This is a genomic window from Allobosea lupini, from assembly GCF_900109525.1.
GTDB lineage: Bacteria > Pseudomonadota > Alphaproteobacteria > Rhizobiales > Beijerinckiaceae > Allobosea > Allobosea lupini.
Genome location: NZ_FOAN01000006.1, coordinates 122,861 through 138,678, shown reverse-complemented (window position 1 = coordinate 138,678; position 15,818 = coordinate 122,861). Strand labels below are relative to the sequence as shown.

The 15,818-nt window shown below is 67.4% G+C and carries 15 protein-coding genes; 5 read left to right on the top strand and 10 right to left on the bottom strand.

What is annotated here, in order from left to right; translation table 11 throughout:
• Nucleotide 1 precedes the first annotated feature (1 nt).
• From BMZ21_RS18490 to BMZ21_RS18475, 4 genes are read right to left on the bottom strand one after another with little or no spacing between them, the layout of a single operon-like run.
• On the bottom strand, nucleotides 2-304 hold the full coding sequence (locus BMZ21_RS18490) for a DUF6958 family protein (RefSeq protein WP_091837460.1): 303 nt from the start codon (nucleotides 302-304) through the stop codon (nucleotides 2-4).
• The gene (locus tag BMZ21_RS18485; RefSeq protein WP_091837458.1) at nucleotides 297-833 is read right to left on the bottom strand and encodes a GFA family protein; all 537 of its coding nucleotides are present in this window, start codon (nucleotides 831-833) and stop codon (nucleotides 297-299) included. Before BMZ21_RS18485 ends, BMZ21_RS18490 begins: the two co-directional genes overlap by 8 nt.
• A complete protein-coding gene (locus BMZ21_RS18480) occupies nucleotides 830-1,468 on the bottom strand; it encodes a TetR/AcrR family transcriptional regulator (RefSeq protein WP_091837456.1) in 639 nt (212 codons plus the stop codon). The genes BMZ21_RS18485 and BMZ21_RS18480 overlap by 4 nt, the downstream gene beginning before the upstream one ends.
• Nucleotides 1,469-1,515: 47 nt before the next feature.
• On the bottom strand, nucleotides 1,516-2,385 hold the full coding sequence (locus BMZ21_RS18475; protein WP_091837453.1) for a LysR substrate-binding domain-containing protein: 870 nt from the start codon (nucleotides 2,383-2,385) through the stop codon (nucleotides 1,516-1,518).
• Between the two features lie 130 nt (nucleotides 2,386-2,515).
• Between BMZ21_RS18475 and BMZ21_RS18470 the strand changes: the two genes are divergently transcribed.
• Complete coding sequence (locus tag BMZ21_RS18470) at nucleotides 2,516-3,220, top strand: SDR family oxidoreductase (protein ID WP_091837451.1); 705 nt, start codon at nucleotides 2,516-2,518, stop codon at nucleotides 3,218-3,220.
• Nucleotides 3,221-3,263: 43 nt separating this feature from the next.
• Nucleotides 3,264-4,046, top strand: a complete 783-nt coding sequence (gene tam, locus BMZ21_RS18465) for a trans-aconitate 2-methyltransferase (protein WP_091837449.1) — start codon at nucleotides 3,264-3,266, stop codon at nucleotides 4,044-4,046.
• Between the two features lie 9 nt (nucleotides 4,047-4,055).
• Here tam and BMZ21_RS18460 read toward each other — a convergent pair whose 3' ends face one another.
• From BMZ21_RS18460 to BMZ21_RS18435, 6 genes are all read right to left on the bottom strand, one after another.
• Nucleotides 4,056-5,699 (bottom strand): Na+/H+ antiporter, encoded by a 1,644-nt coding sequence (locus BMZ21_RS18460; protein WP_091837447.1) that lies wholly within the window; start codon nucleotides 5,697-5,699, stop codon nucleotides 4,056-4,058.
• A 98-nt stretch (nucleotides 5,700-5,797) separates the two neighbouring features.
• Nucleotides 5,798-6,730: a 3,5-dioxohexanoate:acetyl-CoA acetone transferase gene (kce, locus tag BMZ21_RS18455; protein ID WP_091837445.1), complete on the bottom strand. Its 933-nt coding sequence runs from the start codon at nucleotides 6,728-6,730 to the stop codon at nucleotides 5,798-5,800.
• Nucleotides 6,731-6,767: 37 nt separating this feature from the next.
• Nucleotides 6,768-7,709, bottom strand: a complete 942-nt coding sequence (locus BMZ21_RS18450; protein WP_091837442.1) for a 3-hydroxyacyl-CoA dehydrogenase — start codon at nucleotides 7,707-7,709, stop codon at nucleotides 6,768-6,770.
• 37 nt (nucleotides 7,710-7,746) lie between these two features.
• Nucleotides 7,747-10,272 (bottom strand): branched-chain amino acid ABC transporter ATP-binding protein/permease, encoded by a 2,526-nt coding sequence (locus tag BMZ21_RS18445; RefSeq protein ID WP_091837440.1) that lies wholly within the window; start codon nucleotides 10,270-10,272, stop codon nucleotides 7,747-7,749.
• 7 nt (nucleotides 10,273-10,279) lie between these two features.
• Nucleotides 10,280-11,155: a branched-chain amino acid ABC transporter permease gene (locus BMZ21_RS18440; protein ID WP_091837438.1), complete on the bottom strand. Its 876-nt coding sequence runs from the start codon at nucleotides 11,153-11,155 to the stop codon at nucleotides 10,280-10,282.
• 159 nt (nucleotides 11,156-11,314) lie between these two features.
• On the bottom strand, nucleotides 11,315-12,574 hold the full coding sequence (locus BMZ21_RS18435; RefSeq protein ID WP_091837435.1) for an ABC transporter substrate-binding protein: 1,260 nt from the start codon (nucleotides 12,572-12,574) through the stop codon (nucleotides 11,315-11,317).
• Between the two features lie 192 nt (nucleotides 12,575-12,766).
• On the opposite strand from BMZ21_RS18435, the gene BMZ21_RS18430 reads away from it, so the two are divergent.
• The 3 genes from BMZ21_RS18430 (at nucleotide 12,767) to BMZ21_RS18420 (ending at nucleotide 15,814) form a co-directional block, all read left to right on the top strand.
• The gene (locus BMZ21_RS18430) at nucleotides 12,767-13,456 is read left to right on the top strand and encodes a GntR family transcriptional regulator (protein ID WP_244543901.1); all 690 of its coding nucleotides are present in this window, start codon (nucleotides 12,767-12,769) and stop codon (nucleotides 13,454-13,456) included.
• Between the two features lie 38 nt (nucleotides 13,457-13,494).
• A complete protein-coding gene (locus BMZ21_RS18425; protein ID WP_091837431.1) occupies nucleotides 13,495-14,271 on the top strand; it encodes an SDR family oxidoreductase in 777 nt (258 codons plus the stop codon).
• Nucleotides 14,272-14,410: 139 nt separating this feature from the next.
• On the top strand, nucleotides 14,411-15,814 hold the full coding sequence (locus BMZ21_RS18420; RefSeq protein ID WP_167561674.1) for a DUF2793 domain-containing protein: 1,404 nt from the start codon (nucleotides 14,411-14,413) through the stop codon (nucleotides 15,812-15,814).
• Nucleotides 15,815-15,818 lie beyond the last annotated feature (4 nt).

Sequence of the window (15,818 nt, the reverse complement as noted above, 5' to 3'; positions counted from 1 at the left end):
GTCAGCTCGCAGCGAGCCGGTAGAGATGCACCGGCTTGCGTGGGGCGCGTTTGATCACGCCCTTCGCTTCGAGGTCGAGCTGGACGGCTTTCAGCCACCAGCCGGCCGTGGCGCCCTGCGGGAAAAGCTCATCCGACAGGAGCGGCAGCAGCGCCTCCTTCGCGTCGGGGACGGTCAGCCCCGGCGCCTCGTCCGGCAATGTCGCGAGCAGCGCCTTGCGCATCGCCTGATATTTGGCGCGGTCGACCCGCTCGGACCTGCCGGGCTTGTTGACGTTCTCGATCTCGATCTTGTCGTCAGGCATCGATCGTTCCCGCTGTCGTGATCGTCGGGTTGCGGAAGCCCATGGCTATCCAGGCGCCGAGCAGCTTCAGGTAGAACGAGACCGTGTGGGTCTTCAGGTTCGGGATGTCGGCGGGCAAAGCGGAGGCGTCGGGCAGGTCGCCGGCCATGGTCCGCAGCTCAGGCTTGGGCCGGGTGCCTTCAGGCCAGAGATGGAGATAGAGGCTGAGCCAGTGCGCGCCCTTCATTTCCAGGAAGATGGGCGTGTTGCAGCAGGTGGCGACGATGCGGCGCGAGCCCGCTTCGGGCTTCAATCGGAATTCGCGCAGGCTCTGCGCACCTGAGACGATCTCGACGCGGTCCTTGCGATATTCGGCTGACGGCGTCGCGCCATAGGCGGTGAGGATGTCGCTGCCATCAGGCAGCTTGGCGAGCCGCGCCGCCGCGGCCCGGCAGCTGTCGCACAGGCATTCGGAGACAAGGATCGGCGCTCCCTGCACCTTCAGTCGCGTATGGCCGCAGGCGCAGCCGATCGTCATGGATTGGCTCATGCTGCGCGCTCCTCAGCGACGTGGAAGAGATGGCGAATGTAGCGACCCAGATGGTCGAGGCTTTCGCGCGCCAGATCCGGATCGTTGCCGGCCTTGGCGAGGACGAAGCCGCCCTGCAAGACAGCCTGCGTGTGCCTGGCCAGGCTCTCGGCACTCCAGCCGGCCGTGGTGATGCCGTGGTCGCGGCGGGCCTGTTCGATATCGGCCTCCAGCGTCGCGGCATGGCCGAAGATGCTGCGGCCGCAGGCGTCGCGGATATCGGGCGCGCTGGCATGGACTTCCTGCGCCAGCGTCCCGACCAGGCAGGTGAACTCTGCGAGGTCGCCGGTGATGATCGCCTTGCGGAAGGCGACATAGGCGAGAACGCGGTCGAGGGCGTTGGCCGGCTCGTGATAGGGGGCAGCCGCGAAAAAGGGCGTGACTTCCTGCGTCCAGAACTCGGCCGCTGCGACGCCGAGCGCCTCCTTGCTCTCGAAATGGTGGAAGAAGGCGCCCTTAGTCACATCCGCGGCGCGGCAGAGATCATCGACGCTGGTGCCGGCGAAGCCCTTGGCGCGTATGACATCGCGCGCCGCTTCGAGCAGGCGGGTGCGAGCATTGCCGCGCTCGGGAGATTGCTTGGTGGGGCGTGCCATGGGAAATACATACCATACAGTCGGTATGTTACAAGCATTTCCTTTGATCAGCCGCGCTGGGCAAGCAACCACGCCCTGACCAGTGCGGTCTGCTCGGCATGCCGAGGCTTGCGGGCGCTGACCACGTAGAAGTCGAGGCCACCGCGCATGCTCGCCGTCGTCGCCAAAGCGAGGCGCCTGGCGACGAGGTCGGGCTCGACCAGGAAGCGGCTGGCGAGTGCGACGCCCTGGCCGGCGATCGCCGCGTCGATCGCCAGCGCTGTCTGGTTGAAGCGCGTGCTGCGGATCGCCAGCGGCATGGATCGCCCGAGCGCACGCTCGAAGAATTCCGGCCAGAGATCGTGCCCGTCGCGCAGCAGCGGCAGGCGCGCCAACTCCTCCTCGTCAGGGCGCATGGCCGGCTGGCAGATTGCGACGATGTCGTGCTCGAACAGGAGGTCCGCAGTCAGGCCAGGGCCGAAGGGCGGGCGGCCCTGGCGGATCGCGATGTCGACGCCATCCGACTGGAAGTTCGCCAGCGCGTCGCTGGCGAGGATGCTGAGTTCGAGCTGCGGATGGGCGCCGGTGAACTCGGGCAGGCGCGGCACAAGCCATTTCGCCGCGATACTCGGCGTCGCGCTGATCGTCAGTCGCAGCGGTTGAGGGCGTAGATTATCGGTCGCCTCGGCCAGCAGGGCGAAGGCGCGGGCGACATGGGTCGCATAGCTGCGCCCGGCACTGGTCAGCGCGAGCAGGCGCGGCTGACGCTCGAACAATTTCAGCCGCAGCTCGCTTTCGAGGCCGCGGACATGCTGGGCGACGGCGCCCTGGGTGACGCCGAGCTCATCGGCGGCAGCACGGAAATTGAGATGCCGCGCCGCCGCTTCGAAGGCGCGTAGCGCGTTGAGCGAAGGCAGGCGCTGCTGCTGTTCTGTCATGCAGTAGTTTTTCTATCGATATGACGCTGGCCAACTCGCTGGCGAGTTTATGCGGCTAATGCGAGAAAGGCGAGAGTGAGCGGCGCTGCTTGCAGTGCATGCGTACCTTGGCAAGACGATGGAGCGTCCCATGGCAGGAGAAAAAGTCGCGATTGTTACCGCTGGCGGCAGCGGCATGGGCGCGGCCGCGGCGAAGCGGCTGGCGCAGGACGGCTTCAAGGTCGCGATCCTGTCCTCCTCGGGCAAGGGTGAAGCCCTGGCCAAGGAGCTCGGCGGCTTCGGCGTCACCGGCTCGAACCAGTCGAACGACGACCTGAAGCGGCTGGTCGACGAAACCATGGCGCGCTTCGGCCGCATCGACGTGCTGGTCAACAGCGCCGGCCATGGTCCGCGCGCGCCGATCACCGACATCACCGACGAGCAATGGCATACCGGGCTCGACGTCTATCTGATGAACGTGATCCGGCCGACGCGGCTGGTCGCGCCAGTGATGGCGGCGCAGAAGTCGGGCGCGATCATCAACATCTCGACCGCCTGGGCCTTCGAGCCGGCTGCCAATTTCCCGACTTCGGCGGTGTTCCGCGCCGGGCTCGCCGCCTACACCAAGCTCTTCGCCGACCAATATGCGGCGCAGAACGTGCGCATGAACAATGTCCTGCCTGGCTGGATCGACTCGCTGCCGGCGACCGAGGAGCGCCGCGCCGGGGTGCCGATGCAGCGCTACGGCACCAGCGAGGAGATCGCCGCCACGATCGCCTTCCTCGCCTCGGACGGCGCCGGCTACATCACCGGCCAGAACCTGCGCGTCGATGGCGGCTTGATGCGCTCGCTGTAGAGGCGTAGGCCGTCGCTCCGGTTGCATGGACGGAGCGGGTACGATGGCGGGCAAGGTCGACTGGGATGCGAACCAGTATCTGCGCTTCGAGGACGAGCGGACGCGCCCGCCGCTCGACCTGATCCAGCGCGTTCGCCTCGCAGATCCGCAGCGCTGCATCGATCTTGGCTGCGGGCCCGGCAACAGCACCGAGCTGGTCGCCACCCGCTTCCCGAACGCGGTGGTCGAGGGCCTCGATTCCTCGCCGGACATGCTTGAGAAGGCGCGCAAGCGCCTGCCGCAGCTCTCCTTCACTCTGGCCGACCTGGAGAGCTGGTCGGCGGATGGGCGCTACGACCTGATCTTCGCCAATGCGGCGCTGCAATGGATCCCCGATCACCCCGCCCTGTTCGCGCGGCTGGCGCGGTCGCTGGCGCCGGGCGGCGCGCTCGCCGTGCAGATGCCGAACAACCTCAGCGAGCCCTCGCATGTCTCGATGGACGAGGCTGCGGCCGAAGGACCGTGGGCGGGGCGTCTCGCCAATGCGCGGGCGTCGAAGGCGGTGATCGGCTCGTTCTCGGATTACCGGCGCTGGCTGATGGCAGCCGGCTGCGAGGTCGATATCTGGCAGACGACCTATGTCCATGCGCTCGCCGGGCACGACGCCATCGTCGAGTGGTTCAAGAGCACGGGCCTGAAGCCCTATATCGACCCGCTGCCGGCGGGTGAGCGCGAGGCCTTCCTTGCCCTCTATCGCGAGAAGATCGCGGCCGCCTATCCGATCGAGCCGGACGGCAAGGTGCTGCTGCGCTTCCCGCGCCTGTTCATCCTCGCGGTTCGGCGCTAGCGCCGGCTCTCAGTGTGACCCGGCCTTCGACTCGGCCAGCACATCGTGCAGGACGAGTTCGTGCGCGAGCGCGTTGAAGGTCGCATCGTCGATCGCGCCGCTCCTGAGCAGGTCACGCAAGGCCTCGCGCTCTGCCGCCAGGGCGGTGTGGCGCAAGGCGCTCTCAGCCCGCTGCAGCGCCACCGCCTCCTCGCGCGGCGTCCTGCCGTCGTCGAGCAGCGCGAGGCGCCGCCGATAGGTCGCGATCAGCCCTTCCGCCACCGCCTGGTCGACGGTCGCGGCGCCATCGGTGCCGCCACGATGGGCAACGCCTTCCAGCCGTGCGATCGCAGCTTCGGTCGCCGTGATCCGTGCCCGCCGCATCTCGGTGGCGTGAGCGGCCCCCTGGCCGGCGGCGAGCCCGCGCACGATTGGCGGCAGGCCGAGGCTGGCGATCGCCAGCCAGAGCAGGATCACGCCGGCGGCCAGGAAGATCGCGACGTCGCGCCCCGGAAAGGGTGAGCCGTCGAGCGCCAGCACCGGGAATGACAGCACGCCGGCAAGCGTGACCGCGCCACGCACGCCGGCAATCGAGCCGGCCAGCCGCGTGCGCAACGTGGTGTGGAACTGCTCCAGGCGAAGGTGCCGGCTGACGATGCGGCTCAGCGCGATGGCGGCGCTGATCCAGACAAAGCGCAGCAGGATCAGGCAGAGTGTCAGGGCGCCGATGATGCCGAGCGGCTGCCAGAGCCAATGCGTGCCGATGAGGACCGGCGGAACGGTGCGGATGATCGCCGGCAATTGCAGGCCGAGCAGCACGAAGAGCGTGCCGTTGAGCAGAAAGGCGAGCATCGTCCAGAAGGAATGGGCAAGCATATAGGCGGAGACGCTGAGCTGGTTGGCGGTGCGCGTGCGCCCGACGGTGAGGCCTGCGACCACGGCGGCGAGAACGCCCGAGGCGTGGACGGCCTCTGCCGCGAGGAAAGCGGCGAAAGGCAGGAACATCACGACCAGAACCTGTGCCTCCGGCGCGATCCGATCGAATTTCGCCAGCAGCTTCAGCGCCCAGGATACGACCACGACCGCGAGCAAACCCGCGGCGACACCGCCGGCCACGGCGAGGAGGAAGGCGAGCGAAATCTGCCAGAGCGAGAAGCTGCCGGTCAGGGCGGCCGCGGCGGCGAAGCGGAAGATCACCAGGCCCGAGGCGTCGTTGAGCAGGGATTCGCCTTCGAGAATATGCATCAGGTTCTTCGGCACGCTCTCCTTGTCGACGATCGCGGAGACGGCGACCGCATCGGTCGGCGAGAGCACGGCGGCGAGCGCGAAGGCGACTGGCAGCGGCATGGATGGCACCAACCAATGCAGGGCAAGCCCGCCGAACAGGGTGGTGAAGAAGACCAGGCCGAAGGCGAGCGACAGGATCGGCCGGAGCAGCTTGCGATATTCGCGCTTCGGCGCCTCCCAGGCGTCGACGAAGAGCAGCGGGGCGATGAAGAGCAGGAGGAAGAGCTCTGGATCGATATGAGGATGGAAGCCGGCGGTCGGCCACGCGAGGGCGGCGCCGAGCGCGATCTGGACGATCGGCAGCGGAATGATCCTGAACAGCCGGGTCAGCGGCTGCGAGGCCACCACGGCCATGACCAGGATCAGAATGAAGGTGAAGATCTGCATCGGTTCCGCGGCCGGCCCGGTTCGCTCTGGGGTCGGCCGCGAGGTTTATCGTCCGGTTTCCGGCGAGCCAAGCTCACCAGGGCCGGGATAAAGCAATCTCAGAAATTGACCTTGTCGGCGCCCTTGAGCTGGAGCTGCTCGCGGGCATCGTCCGGCGTCGCGATCTCCAGGCCGAGGCCCTCGATGATCTTGCGCGCGGCGCGGACCTGGTCGGCGTTCGACTTGGCGAGCTGGCCGGGGCCGAGCCAGAGCGAGTCTTCCAGGCCGACGCGCAGGTTGCCGCCCATCGCGACCGCCATCGCCGCGATCGGGAGCTGGTGCCGGCCGGCGCCGAGCACCGACCAGTGATAGTCGTCGCCGAAGAGCCGGTCGGCGGTGCGCTTCATATGGGCGACGTCCTCGGGATGCGGGCCGATGCCGCCGAGCAGGCCGAAGACCGACTGGACGAAGAAGGGCGGCTTCACCAGCCCGCGATCGACGAAATGGGCCAGCGTGTAGAGATGGCCGATGTCGTAGCACTCGATCTCGAAGCGCGTGCCGTTCTCGGCGCAGGTCGTCAGGATGTTGGCGATGTCCTTGAAGGTGTTCTTGAAGACGCGGTCGTCAGAGCCTTCGAGATAGGGCCGCTCCCAGTCGTACTTGAACTCCTTGAAGCGGTTCAGCATCGGGTAGAGCCCGAAATTCATCGAGCCCATGTTGAGCGAGGCGACCTCGGGCTTGAAATGGGCGCAGGGCTTGAGGCGCTCCTCGACCAGCATGGTCGGGGCGCCGCCGGTGGTGATGTTGATGACGCAGTTGGAGCGCTGCTTGATCACCTTGAGGAAAGGCTCGAAGGCCTCGGGCGACTGGTCGGGCTGGCCGGTCTTCGGGTTGCGGGCGTGGACATGGACCAGCGCCGCGCCGGCCTCGGCGGCGCCGACGGCGGCATCGATGATCTCGTCGGGCGTCACCGGCAGATAGGGCGACATTGAGGGGGTGTGGATCGCGCCGGTGACGGCGCAGGTGATGATGACTTTGCGGTTCTTGGCCATGCGATTTTAGTCCTTCGCTGATCCCTAAATCATGAACTCACGCCGGCTTGCGCTTCGCCGCGCGCTTGTGCGCCTGCAGGGCGGCGAGGCGGCTGTCGCGCCAGTCGCTCAGGCGCTTGACGCGGGTGGCTTCCTGCGCACCGCGCCATTCGCGCATCACTTCGGCGACCGTCTCCGGCTTGAACGGGTTGCCGCGCCCCTCCGAGGATTTGACCATGCGGTCGAGCGATTCCGAATAGCGTGCGCAGTAGTCGGGGATCCCGCCCGGCGCATTGAGCTCGATGGTCTCGAACGGACCCATGAACGACCAGCGCAGGCCGAGCCCGTCTCGGATGGTCTTGTCGACATCCTCGGCGCTGGCGACGCCTTCGCCGACGAGGCGGAAGGCTTCGGCCAGCAGCACCGCCTGCAGCCGGTTGAGCACGAAGCCTGGCTTCTCCTTGCGCAGCATGATCGCGACCTGGCCGGCCTGCTCGTAAAGGCGCTTGGCCCTGGCGACGACCTTTGGATCGGTCCAGGGCGCCGGCGCGAGCTCGACGATCGGCACCAGATGCGGCGGGTTGACCGGATGGGCGACGAGGCAGCGGGCGCGGCCTTTCAGCTCTTCCGAAAAGGTCGAGGCCATGATGAAGGAGGTCGAGGAGGCCAGGATCGCCGAGGCCGGAGCGATCGCGTCCATCTGGGCAAAGAGCTCGCGCTTGGCCTCGACCGTCTCCGGCCCGTTCTCCTGCACCAGCGCGACGCCCTTCAAGGCGTCGGCGAGGTCCTTGGCGACACGGATGCGGGCGAGCGAGCCCGCGGGATCATCGACGAGGCCGTGGCCGGCGAGCTCCCGGAGGTTCTTGCCGATATGGGTGCGGGCAGCCTTGGCGGCTTCCGGCTTCACATCGTGCAGCGCGACCTCGAAGCCATGGCTGGCGAAGACGGTGGCCCAGGCGCGGCCGATCAGGCCCGAGCCGACGATGGCGATCTTGGTCATGCGATCCTGTCCATGGCAGTCGAAAAAGAAGGTTCGTTCAAAGCCACAGCACCTGCCGCCGCAGCGCAAGGTCCTGGCTGAGAGCGCGGGATGGTCCGATATGGGTGACCTGGCCGCGCTCGAGGACGACGGTGCGGTCGGAGAGCGCCAGCGCCAGGTCGAGATGGTGGTCGACGATGACGATGGCGATCTCCTTGCGCAGCTTGTCGAAGGCCTCGAACAATTCCTCGACCACGGCCGGCGCCAGGCCCTCGAAGGGCTCGTCGAGCAGAAGCACCCTGGTGTCGCCGGAGAGGGCGCGGGCGACCGCGACCATCTGTTGCTCGCCGCCGGAGAGATAGTCGGCGGGCGACTGCCAGCGCTCCTTGATGCGCGGGAAGAAGGCGAAGATCTTCTCGTCCTCCCAATGGGTGCCGTTGCCGGTGCGGCGGCGCAGGCGGCCGAGCTCCATATTGTCCTTGACGCTCATGCCGGCGAAGAGGCCGCGTCCCTGCGGGACGTAAGCCACGCCGGCGCGGGCGATCTGGGCCGGGGGCAGGCGGGCGATATCGCTGCCGGCGAGGCTGATCGAACCGGAAGCCGGCGGGGCGATGCCGGTGATGGTCTTGAGCAGGGTCGACTTGCCGGCGCCGTTGCGGCCGAGCAAAGCGACGATCTCGTTCTCGTGCACGCCGAAGCTGACCTGCCGCAGGATATGGCTCTTGCCGTAGAAGGTGTCGACCTCATTCAGACCAAGCAGGACTTTCTCGCCGGCGGCGCTTTCGCGCGGCTTTTCGGCCAGCGCGTGGGCGCCGGAGCCGATATAGACCTCCTGCACCTTGGGCGAGGAGCGGGCGTCCTCGACCGTGCCGTCGACCAGCACCGAGCCCTCGTTCATCACCGTGACATGGTCGGCGATGGCGAAGACGCGGTCGATGTCGTGCTCGACGAGCAGAACCGGCAGGTCCGTCGAGATCGACTTGATCAGGTTGCCGACGCGCTCGCGCTCGGCCGCGGCGAGGCCGGCCAGCGGTTCGTCGAGCAGGAGCACACGCGGGCTGGTGGCGAGCGCGAGCGACATGTCGAGCAGGCGCTGGCCGCCATAGCTCAGCGAGCCGGCCTCGGCCTGTTCGATGCCGGAGAGCCCCATGGTCGAGACGACCTGGCGGGTCTCGTCGTTGACCTGGCCAAGCGCGCCGGCCGAACGCCAGAACCCGAAGCGCTCCGGCGCCCTTGCCTGCACGGCGAGGCGGACATTCTCGGCGACCGAAAGGGTCGGAAACAGGTTGGTGATCTGGAAGGCGCGGCCGATGCCGGCCCGCGTGATCGCCTCGGGCGAGAGGCCGGCAATATTTCGCTCGCGCAGGCGGACCTCGCCGCGATCGGGCGCGAACATGCCGGAAATCAGGTTGAAGGCGGTGGTCTTGCCGGCGCCGTTCGGGCCGATCAGCGCATGCAGCTTGCGGTCGCGCATGGCGATATCGACGTTCTCGACCGCCTTGATGCCGCCGAAGCTCTTGGCGAGGCCGGTCGCGGTCAGGATGGTGCCGTCGCCGGTATCCTGCGGCTTCATGAAGGCTGGGAGCTCGACCGTGCCGGCCTTGCGGGCCGACATCGCCGCGTCCTCGGCCGCCTGCTTTCGGAAAGGCTTCAGCAGGCGCTGGCCGACGCCGACGAGGCCGTCCGGCGAGAAGACGATGAAGGCGACGAAGAGCAGGCCGAACCAGAACAGCCAGTTCTCGGTGACGCTGGAGAGCAGGTCGCGAAAGACGACGAAGAAAAGCGCGCCAAGCGCCGGCCCGAGGAAGGAACGCATGCCGCCGATCACCACCATGGCCAGCAATTCGCCGGAGAAGGCGACCGAGATCGGCTCGGCCGAGGTCATGCGGTTGTTGAAGAGGAGGAGCGTGCCGGCCAAGCCCGTCAGCGCCGCCGAGACGGTGAAGGCGACGAGCTTGTAGCGGGTAGTGGCATAGCCGAGGAAGCGGGCCCGCTGCTCGTTCTCGCGGATCGCGACGAGCACGGTGCCGACCGGCGAGCGATGGAAGCGCCAGAGGCCGTAGACCACGGCGAAGCCGATCGTCGCCACCAGCACGTAGAAGGGCAAGGCGATCTCGAAATCGATGCCGGCGAAGAGCGGGCGCCTGATGCCACCCAAGCCATCCTCGCCGCCGGTGACCGAGGTCCAGCGGAAGGCGACCGAATAGATCATGGCGGCAAGCGCCAGCGTCAGCAGCGAGAAATAGACGCCGCGGCGACGCAGGATCAGCGCGCCGAAGGCAAACGCGATCAAAGCGACGAGCGCGACCGCGAGCAGGATCGGCAAGGCGAACTGGCCCGGCAGCCAGTTGCGCTGGATCAGGCCGGCGGCGTAGGCGGCGATGCCGAACCAGGCGCCGTGGCCGAAGGAGACGAGGCCGGTCGTGCCGACCAGCACGTTGAGCGCCATGCAGGCGATGGCGAAGACCACCACCTCAGTGGCCGACGTCGTGCCGAGCCCGACCGCATGCATCAGCGAAGGCAGCAGGCTGAGGCCGATGGCGGCGATGGCGAGCGGGAGATAGTCGCGCTGGGAGCTGGTCATGTCGGCCTCACTCGAAGCGCTGGATGCGCTCGCCGAACAGGCCGCGCGGACGGAAGAGCAGGACGAGCAGCATCATCAGGTAGATCACCGCGGTCGACCATTGCGTCAGGCCAAGGCCGATGGTGACGCCCTTGACCAGCCCGACCATCAGGGCGGCGACGACGACGCCCCAGAAGGAGCCGAGACCGCCGATGACGACGACGACGAAGGCCGGGGTGATGATCTCCTGGCCCATGGCCGGATGGATCGAGTAGATCGGCGCGAGCAGCACGCCGGCGAGACCGGCAAGGCCGATGCCGATGCCGGCGACCGTCATCATGTAGGGCTGCAGGGAGATGCCGAGGGCGCCGACCATGTCGGGGTTCTGCACGCCGGCGCGGACGACGCGGCCGAAGGCGGTGCGCTGCAGCAGGAACCAGAGGCCGAGGACGCAGGCGGCGGCGATCAGGATCAGCAGGGCGCGATAGCGCGAATAGATGAAGTCGCCGATGAAGAGCTGGCCGCGCAGCGCCGGCGGGATCGAGAAGGAGAGCGGCGGCGCGCCGAAGATCATGCGCAGCGATTGCTCGGCGACCATGGCGAGGCCGAAGGTCAGCAGCAGCGAGAGGATCGGGTCGGACCGATAGAAGCGCTGGAACAGCCCGCGCTCGATGACGATGCCGATCAGCGCGACCAGCACCGGCGAGGCGATGATGGCGCCGCCGAAGCCGATATGGGGCGCCAGCACAATCGTGAGATAGGCGCCGATCGCATAGAAGGCGCCATGCGCCAGGTTGACGATGCCGCCGAGGGAGAAGATCAGCGACAGGCCGAGCGCGATCAGGAGGTAATAGACCCCGTCGAGCAGCCCGTTCAGCACCTGCTGGATGAAGAGGGTGAGCAAGGGTTGGCCTTTGCAAACGTCTGTTCTGGCGCGTGAGTCGTCATCCCGGGCGACCGCAGGGGAGACCCGGGATCCATTCCTGAAGCGTTCCGGAATGGATCCCGGATCAGCGCCGCTACGCGGCTTGTCCGGGATGACAAGGTCGTTTGAGCGAGCAGCTCAGCTCATCTTGCAGACGGCTTCGTCGCCCTGGGTGGCGATCACCTCCATGTCCTCGTTCGGGCCGGGCACCGGGGCCGAGGAGGTAAAGAGGTCCCACTGGTTCTTGACCTGCGCCGCCGGCAGGGCGGTGATCGTGTACATCTCGCTGATCAGCTGGTGGTCGGAAGCGCGGAAATAGCCCTGGCGCGGCTTCATCACGTCGAACTTCGCGCCCTTCTCGAGATGCTCGAGAATCTTGGCGGTGTCGGTCGACTTCAGCTCGTTCATCGACTGGGCCATCACCTTGACGCCGACATAGTCGCCCCAGGCCTGGTTCTCCGGCGGCTTGCCGTATTTCTTGGTGAAGGCGGCGACGAAGGTCTTGCTCGAGGGCGTGTCGATCAGATGATGCCAGACGCAGGGCCAGATCCCGCCGAAATTGTCCTTGCCGGCGGCCCAGGCGAGGGCTGTGTCGAAGCCGAAGCCGGCGACCGGGAAGGTCAGGCCGAATTCGGAATACTGCTTGAGGAAGTTGGTGATCTGGTTGCCGGCGAGGTTGGAGATGACGAGGTCGGGCTTGGCGGCCCGGATCTCCAGCAGCAGAGCCGAGAAATCGGTCGCGTCGGTCGGCACCAGTTTGTCGGCGGCGAACTGGCCGCCATTGGCCTCCATGAAGCGCTTGGCCACCTTGCTGAGGTCATGGCCGAAGGCGTAGTCGGCAGTGAGCGAGAACCACTTCTTGCCCTTGACCAGCCCCTGCGCCAGCAGCGAGCGGCCGGCGCTCTTCACATACATCGAGTTCTGGTGCTCGACATGGAACATGTAGCGGTTGCAGCTCTCGCCGCGCAGCGCGTCGGAATTACCGCCGGTGTTGAGGAAGAGCGTCTTGTTGCGGGCCGCGACCTGCGAGATCGTCAGGCAGGAGGCCGAGGAGATTTCGCCGATGATGCAGGCGACCTTGTCGCGCTCGATCATGCGCTCGGCCTTGGTCGAGGCGGTCTGCGGATTGACCGAATCCTCCTTGAGCAGTTCGAGCTTGCGGCCGTTGATGCCCCCGGCGGCGTTGATCTCCTCGGCGGCGAGATCGGCGGCCATGACGCCGTATTCGCCGAGCGGGCCGAGGAAGCCGGTGCGCGGCGTCAGATGCCCGAAGCGGATCGCATCCGACGTCTGCGCGAGGATGACCGCCGGGCTGGCGACGAGGCCGGTAGCCGCCGCACCGAGCCCGACCAGCGTCTGACGACGCGAGAGGCCCTTGATCCTTGACTGCTCTGACATTCCGTTCCTCCCAGAACTCTCCCGCGCGCTTCGGCGTCGGATTGCGTGGATCGTCTTCTTCACTCTGCGGTCTCGGACCGCTTGTCGTGATCTGTGATCACAGTTAGGTTGGCAGACATGGTTGCCCGAGTCCAGCCCTCAGTTGCGCCGCTATCGCGGCCAGCCTCCCCAGGAGCGGGGAAGCTCGGCGAGGTGTCGGCGCTCGACGAGGTCGGCTCGCTCCAGCATGAGACGCTGGGAGAACGTGTCACCGGCGAGCTGCGGGCGCTGCTCATCGCCGGGCGATTGGCGCCGGGCGAGAAGCTGTCGCTGCGCCGCGTCGCCGAGGCGCTGGGCGTCTCGATGATGCCGGTGCGCGAGGCGGTCAGCCGGCTCGCTGCGGACAAGGCGCTGGAGGTCCTGCCCGGCCGGGCGGTGCGCGTGCCGGTGCTGACTTTGGCGCAGTTCCGCGAACTCACCCGGATCAGGCTGGTGGTCGAGGGCTTCGCGGCCGAGGAGGCGACGAAGGTGATCACCGACGCGCACATCGCCGTAGTCGCCCGGCATGAGGCGGCATTCCTGGCTGCCGCCAGGGCGGACCCCCCGGACCCCGCCGCTGCGGTCGGCGCCAATCGCGACCTGCATTTTTCGCTCTACGAAGCCGCCGGCATGCCCTCGCTGATCGAGATGATTTCCCGGCTCTGGCTCAAGGCCGGGCCGATTCTCAATCTCGACATGCGGCACGAGCCGAAGCGGCTCGATGGCGGCAGTGCGGTCGTGGCGCATGCGCAATTGCTGGCCGCGCTGCGGCGACGCGATCCGGCCGCGGCGCGGCAGGCGCTGGTCGAGGACATCAGCGCGGCGGCCGAGCATATCGAACGGACGGCGCGGCTGGCGGAGTAGCCGGTCGGCCGAAGAACGAAGGAAAAGGGACGGAAACGATGGATCTGACGATCAAGGGTTTGCGCGTGCTGGTGACGGCGGGCGCCAATGGCATCGGCCGGGCGACGGCGCGCGCCTTTGCGGCGGAGGGCGCCAAGGTCCATATCTGCGATGTCGACGAGAAGGCGCTCGCGGCCATGGCAGAATCCGATCCGGCGATCACGCGCTCGGTCTGCGACGTCTCCGACCGCAAGGCGGTGGCGCGCCTGTTCGAGGAAGCCCTGGCGGCGCTCGGCGGCCTCGATTGCCTGGTCAACAATGCCGGCATCGCCGGGCCGACGGGCCGCGTCGACGAGATCGCGCCGGAGGACTGGGATTCCTGCGTCGCCATCGACCTCACCGGCCAGTTCAACTGCACCCGGCTCGCCGTGGAGCATCTGAAGCAGTCGACGAACGCCTCGATCGTCAATCTCTCGAGCCAGGCTGGCAAGCACGGCTTCCCGCTGCGCTCGCCCTATGCCGCGGCGAAATGGGGCGTGATCGGCTTCACCAAGGCGCTCTCGGCCGAGCTAGGCGAGTTCGGTATCCGGGCGAACGCAATCTGCCCCGGCCTGGTCGACGGGCCGCGCATCCAGAGCGTGATCGCCAACAAGGCGCGCTCGCTCAACGTCTCGCATGACGAGATGACCAACCGGCTCTTCGCCGGTGTCTCGATCAAGCAGTTCGTCGACCCCAATGACATCGCCAAGCAGATCGTCTTCCTGGCTTCGCCCTTTGCCAAGACGATCTCCGGCCAGGAGATCTCGGTCTGCGGCGATACGCGGATGCTGAGCTGAGGGGCTGCAAACGCGTTTTTCCGGCTCGATCGACCCGGTGCGGGGATAGATTCGCAATCGATCCCCGCGGCTTGCGGAGCCCGCATAATCGGCTGGCATGGCGCGCCTCCCGCGTGCCGCTCCGATCCAGCGAGGTCCCATGAGCGAAACGCCACGTCTTGGCCTGCCCCTGCTCGCCGCCGGGCAGGCGCAAAAACACGTCACACACAATGATGCGCTGATGCGGCTCGATGCGCTGGTGCATCTCGTCGTCGCCAGCCGGACGCAGACCGTCCCGCCGGCTTCGCCTGGCGAGACCGCCGCCTATATCGTGCCCGCTGGCGGCACCGGCGTCTTCGCCGGTCACCAGGACGATCTTGCGATCTTCGAGGACGGCGCCTGGAGTTTTCTCGACCCGCGCTCCGGCTGGCAGGCCTGGGTGAGCGACGAGGCCGAGCACCATGTCTGGACCGGCACGCAATGGCGCCGCTCACAGCCGGTGAGCAGTCTCGGTGCCGCGCTCTGGGGCGTGAATGCGACCGCCGATACGACGAACCGGCTCTCGGTCTCCGCCGACGCAACCCTGTTCAATCACGCGGGCACCGACCATCGCCTCAAGCTCAACAAGGCGAATGCGGCGCGCACGGCGAGCCTGCTCTTCCAGGACAACTGGTCGGGCCGGGCCGAGATCGGGCTCGCCGGTGACGACCAGCTGCGGATCAAGGTCAGCCCGGACGGGAGCAGCTGGACCGAGGCGCTCGTCGTCGACCGGACGAGCGGGCTGGTCACGCTCCCGGCCAGCAACTGGGCCCACGAGACGCCGCGGCCGAACCTGCTCGTCAATGGCGACTGGCAGATCAATCAGCGCGGCTTTGCCGGCGGCGCATTGGCGGCCGGAGCGTTCGGCTATGACCGCTGGAAGGCGCATACCGGCGGCGCCAGCCTCAGCAGCAGCGGCTTCGACCTGACGCTGACCTCCGGCGCAATCCGCCAGATCGTCGAGCCGGCGCTCTGGGGCGTGACGTCCTTCGCATCGACGCCGCTATGCCTTTCGGTCGAGGCTCTCAGCGGCGGCAGCCTCGATGTGACGGTCGGCAGCGTCTCCGGAACGATCACCGCCGGGAGCGGCCGCCGCTTCGTCGCATTGACGCCGGCTGCCGGCGACACCGGAAACCTGACTGTCCAGCTTGCGCCGACGACGGGGGCAGTGACCTTCCGCGGCATCAAGCTCGAAACCGGCGCGGTGTCCAGCGCCTGGCTGGCACGCAGCCAGACGCAGGAACGGCAGCTCTGCGAGCGCTACTATTGGCGGCCCGGTACGTCGTTGGTCATCGATTGCTATCAGGTCGCCAGCGGATACTCGCAGCAGCTTCTCGCTTTCCCGACTGCAATGCGGGCTGTGCCGACGACAAGCTATACTGTCGCCGGGGAAGCCAACATACAGGGCGGCGAGCGCTCGATCTCCGCGAGCTCCAATGCCTGCGCATTGGCGACGATCCGCGCTTCGGCTCTCGGCCGCGCCTATGCCAGCTTCACCGATATCGCCTTCAGCGCCGAGCTTTGAGTCG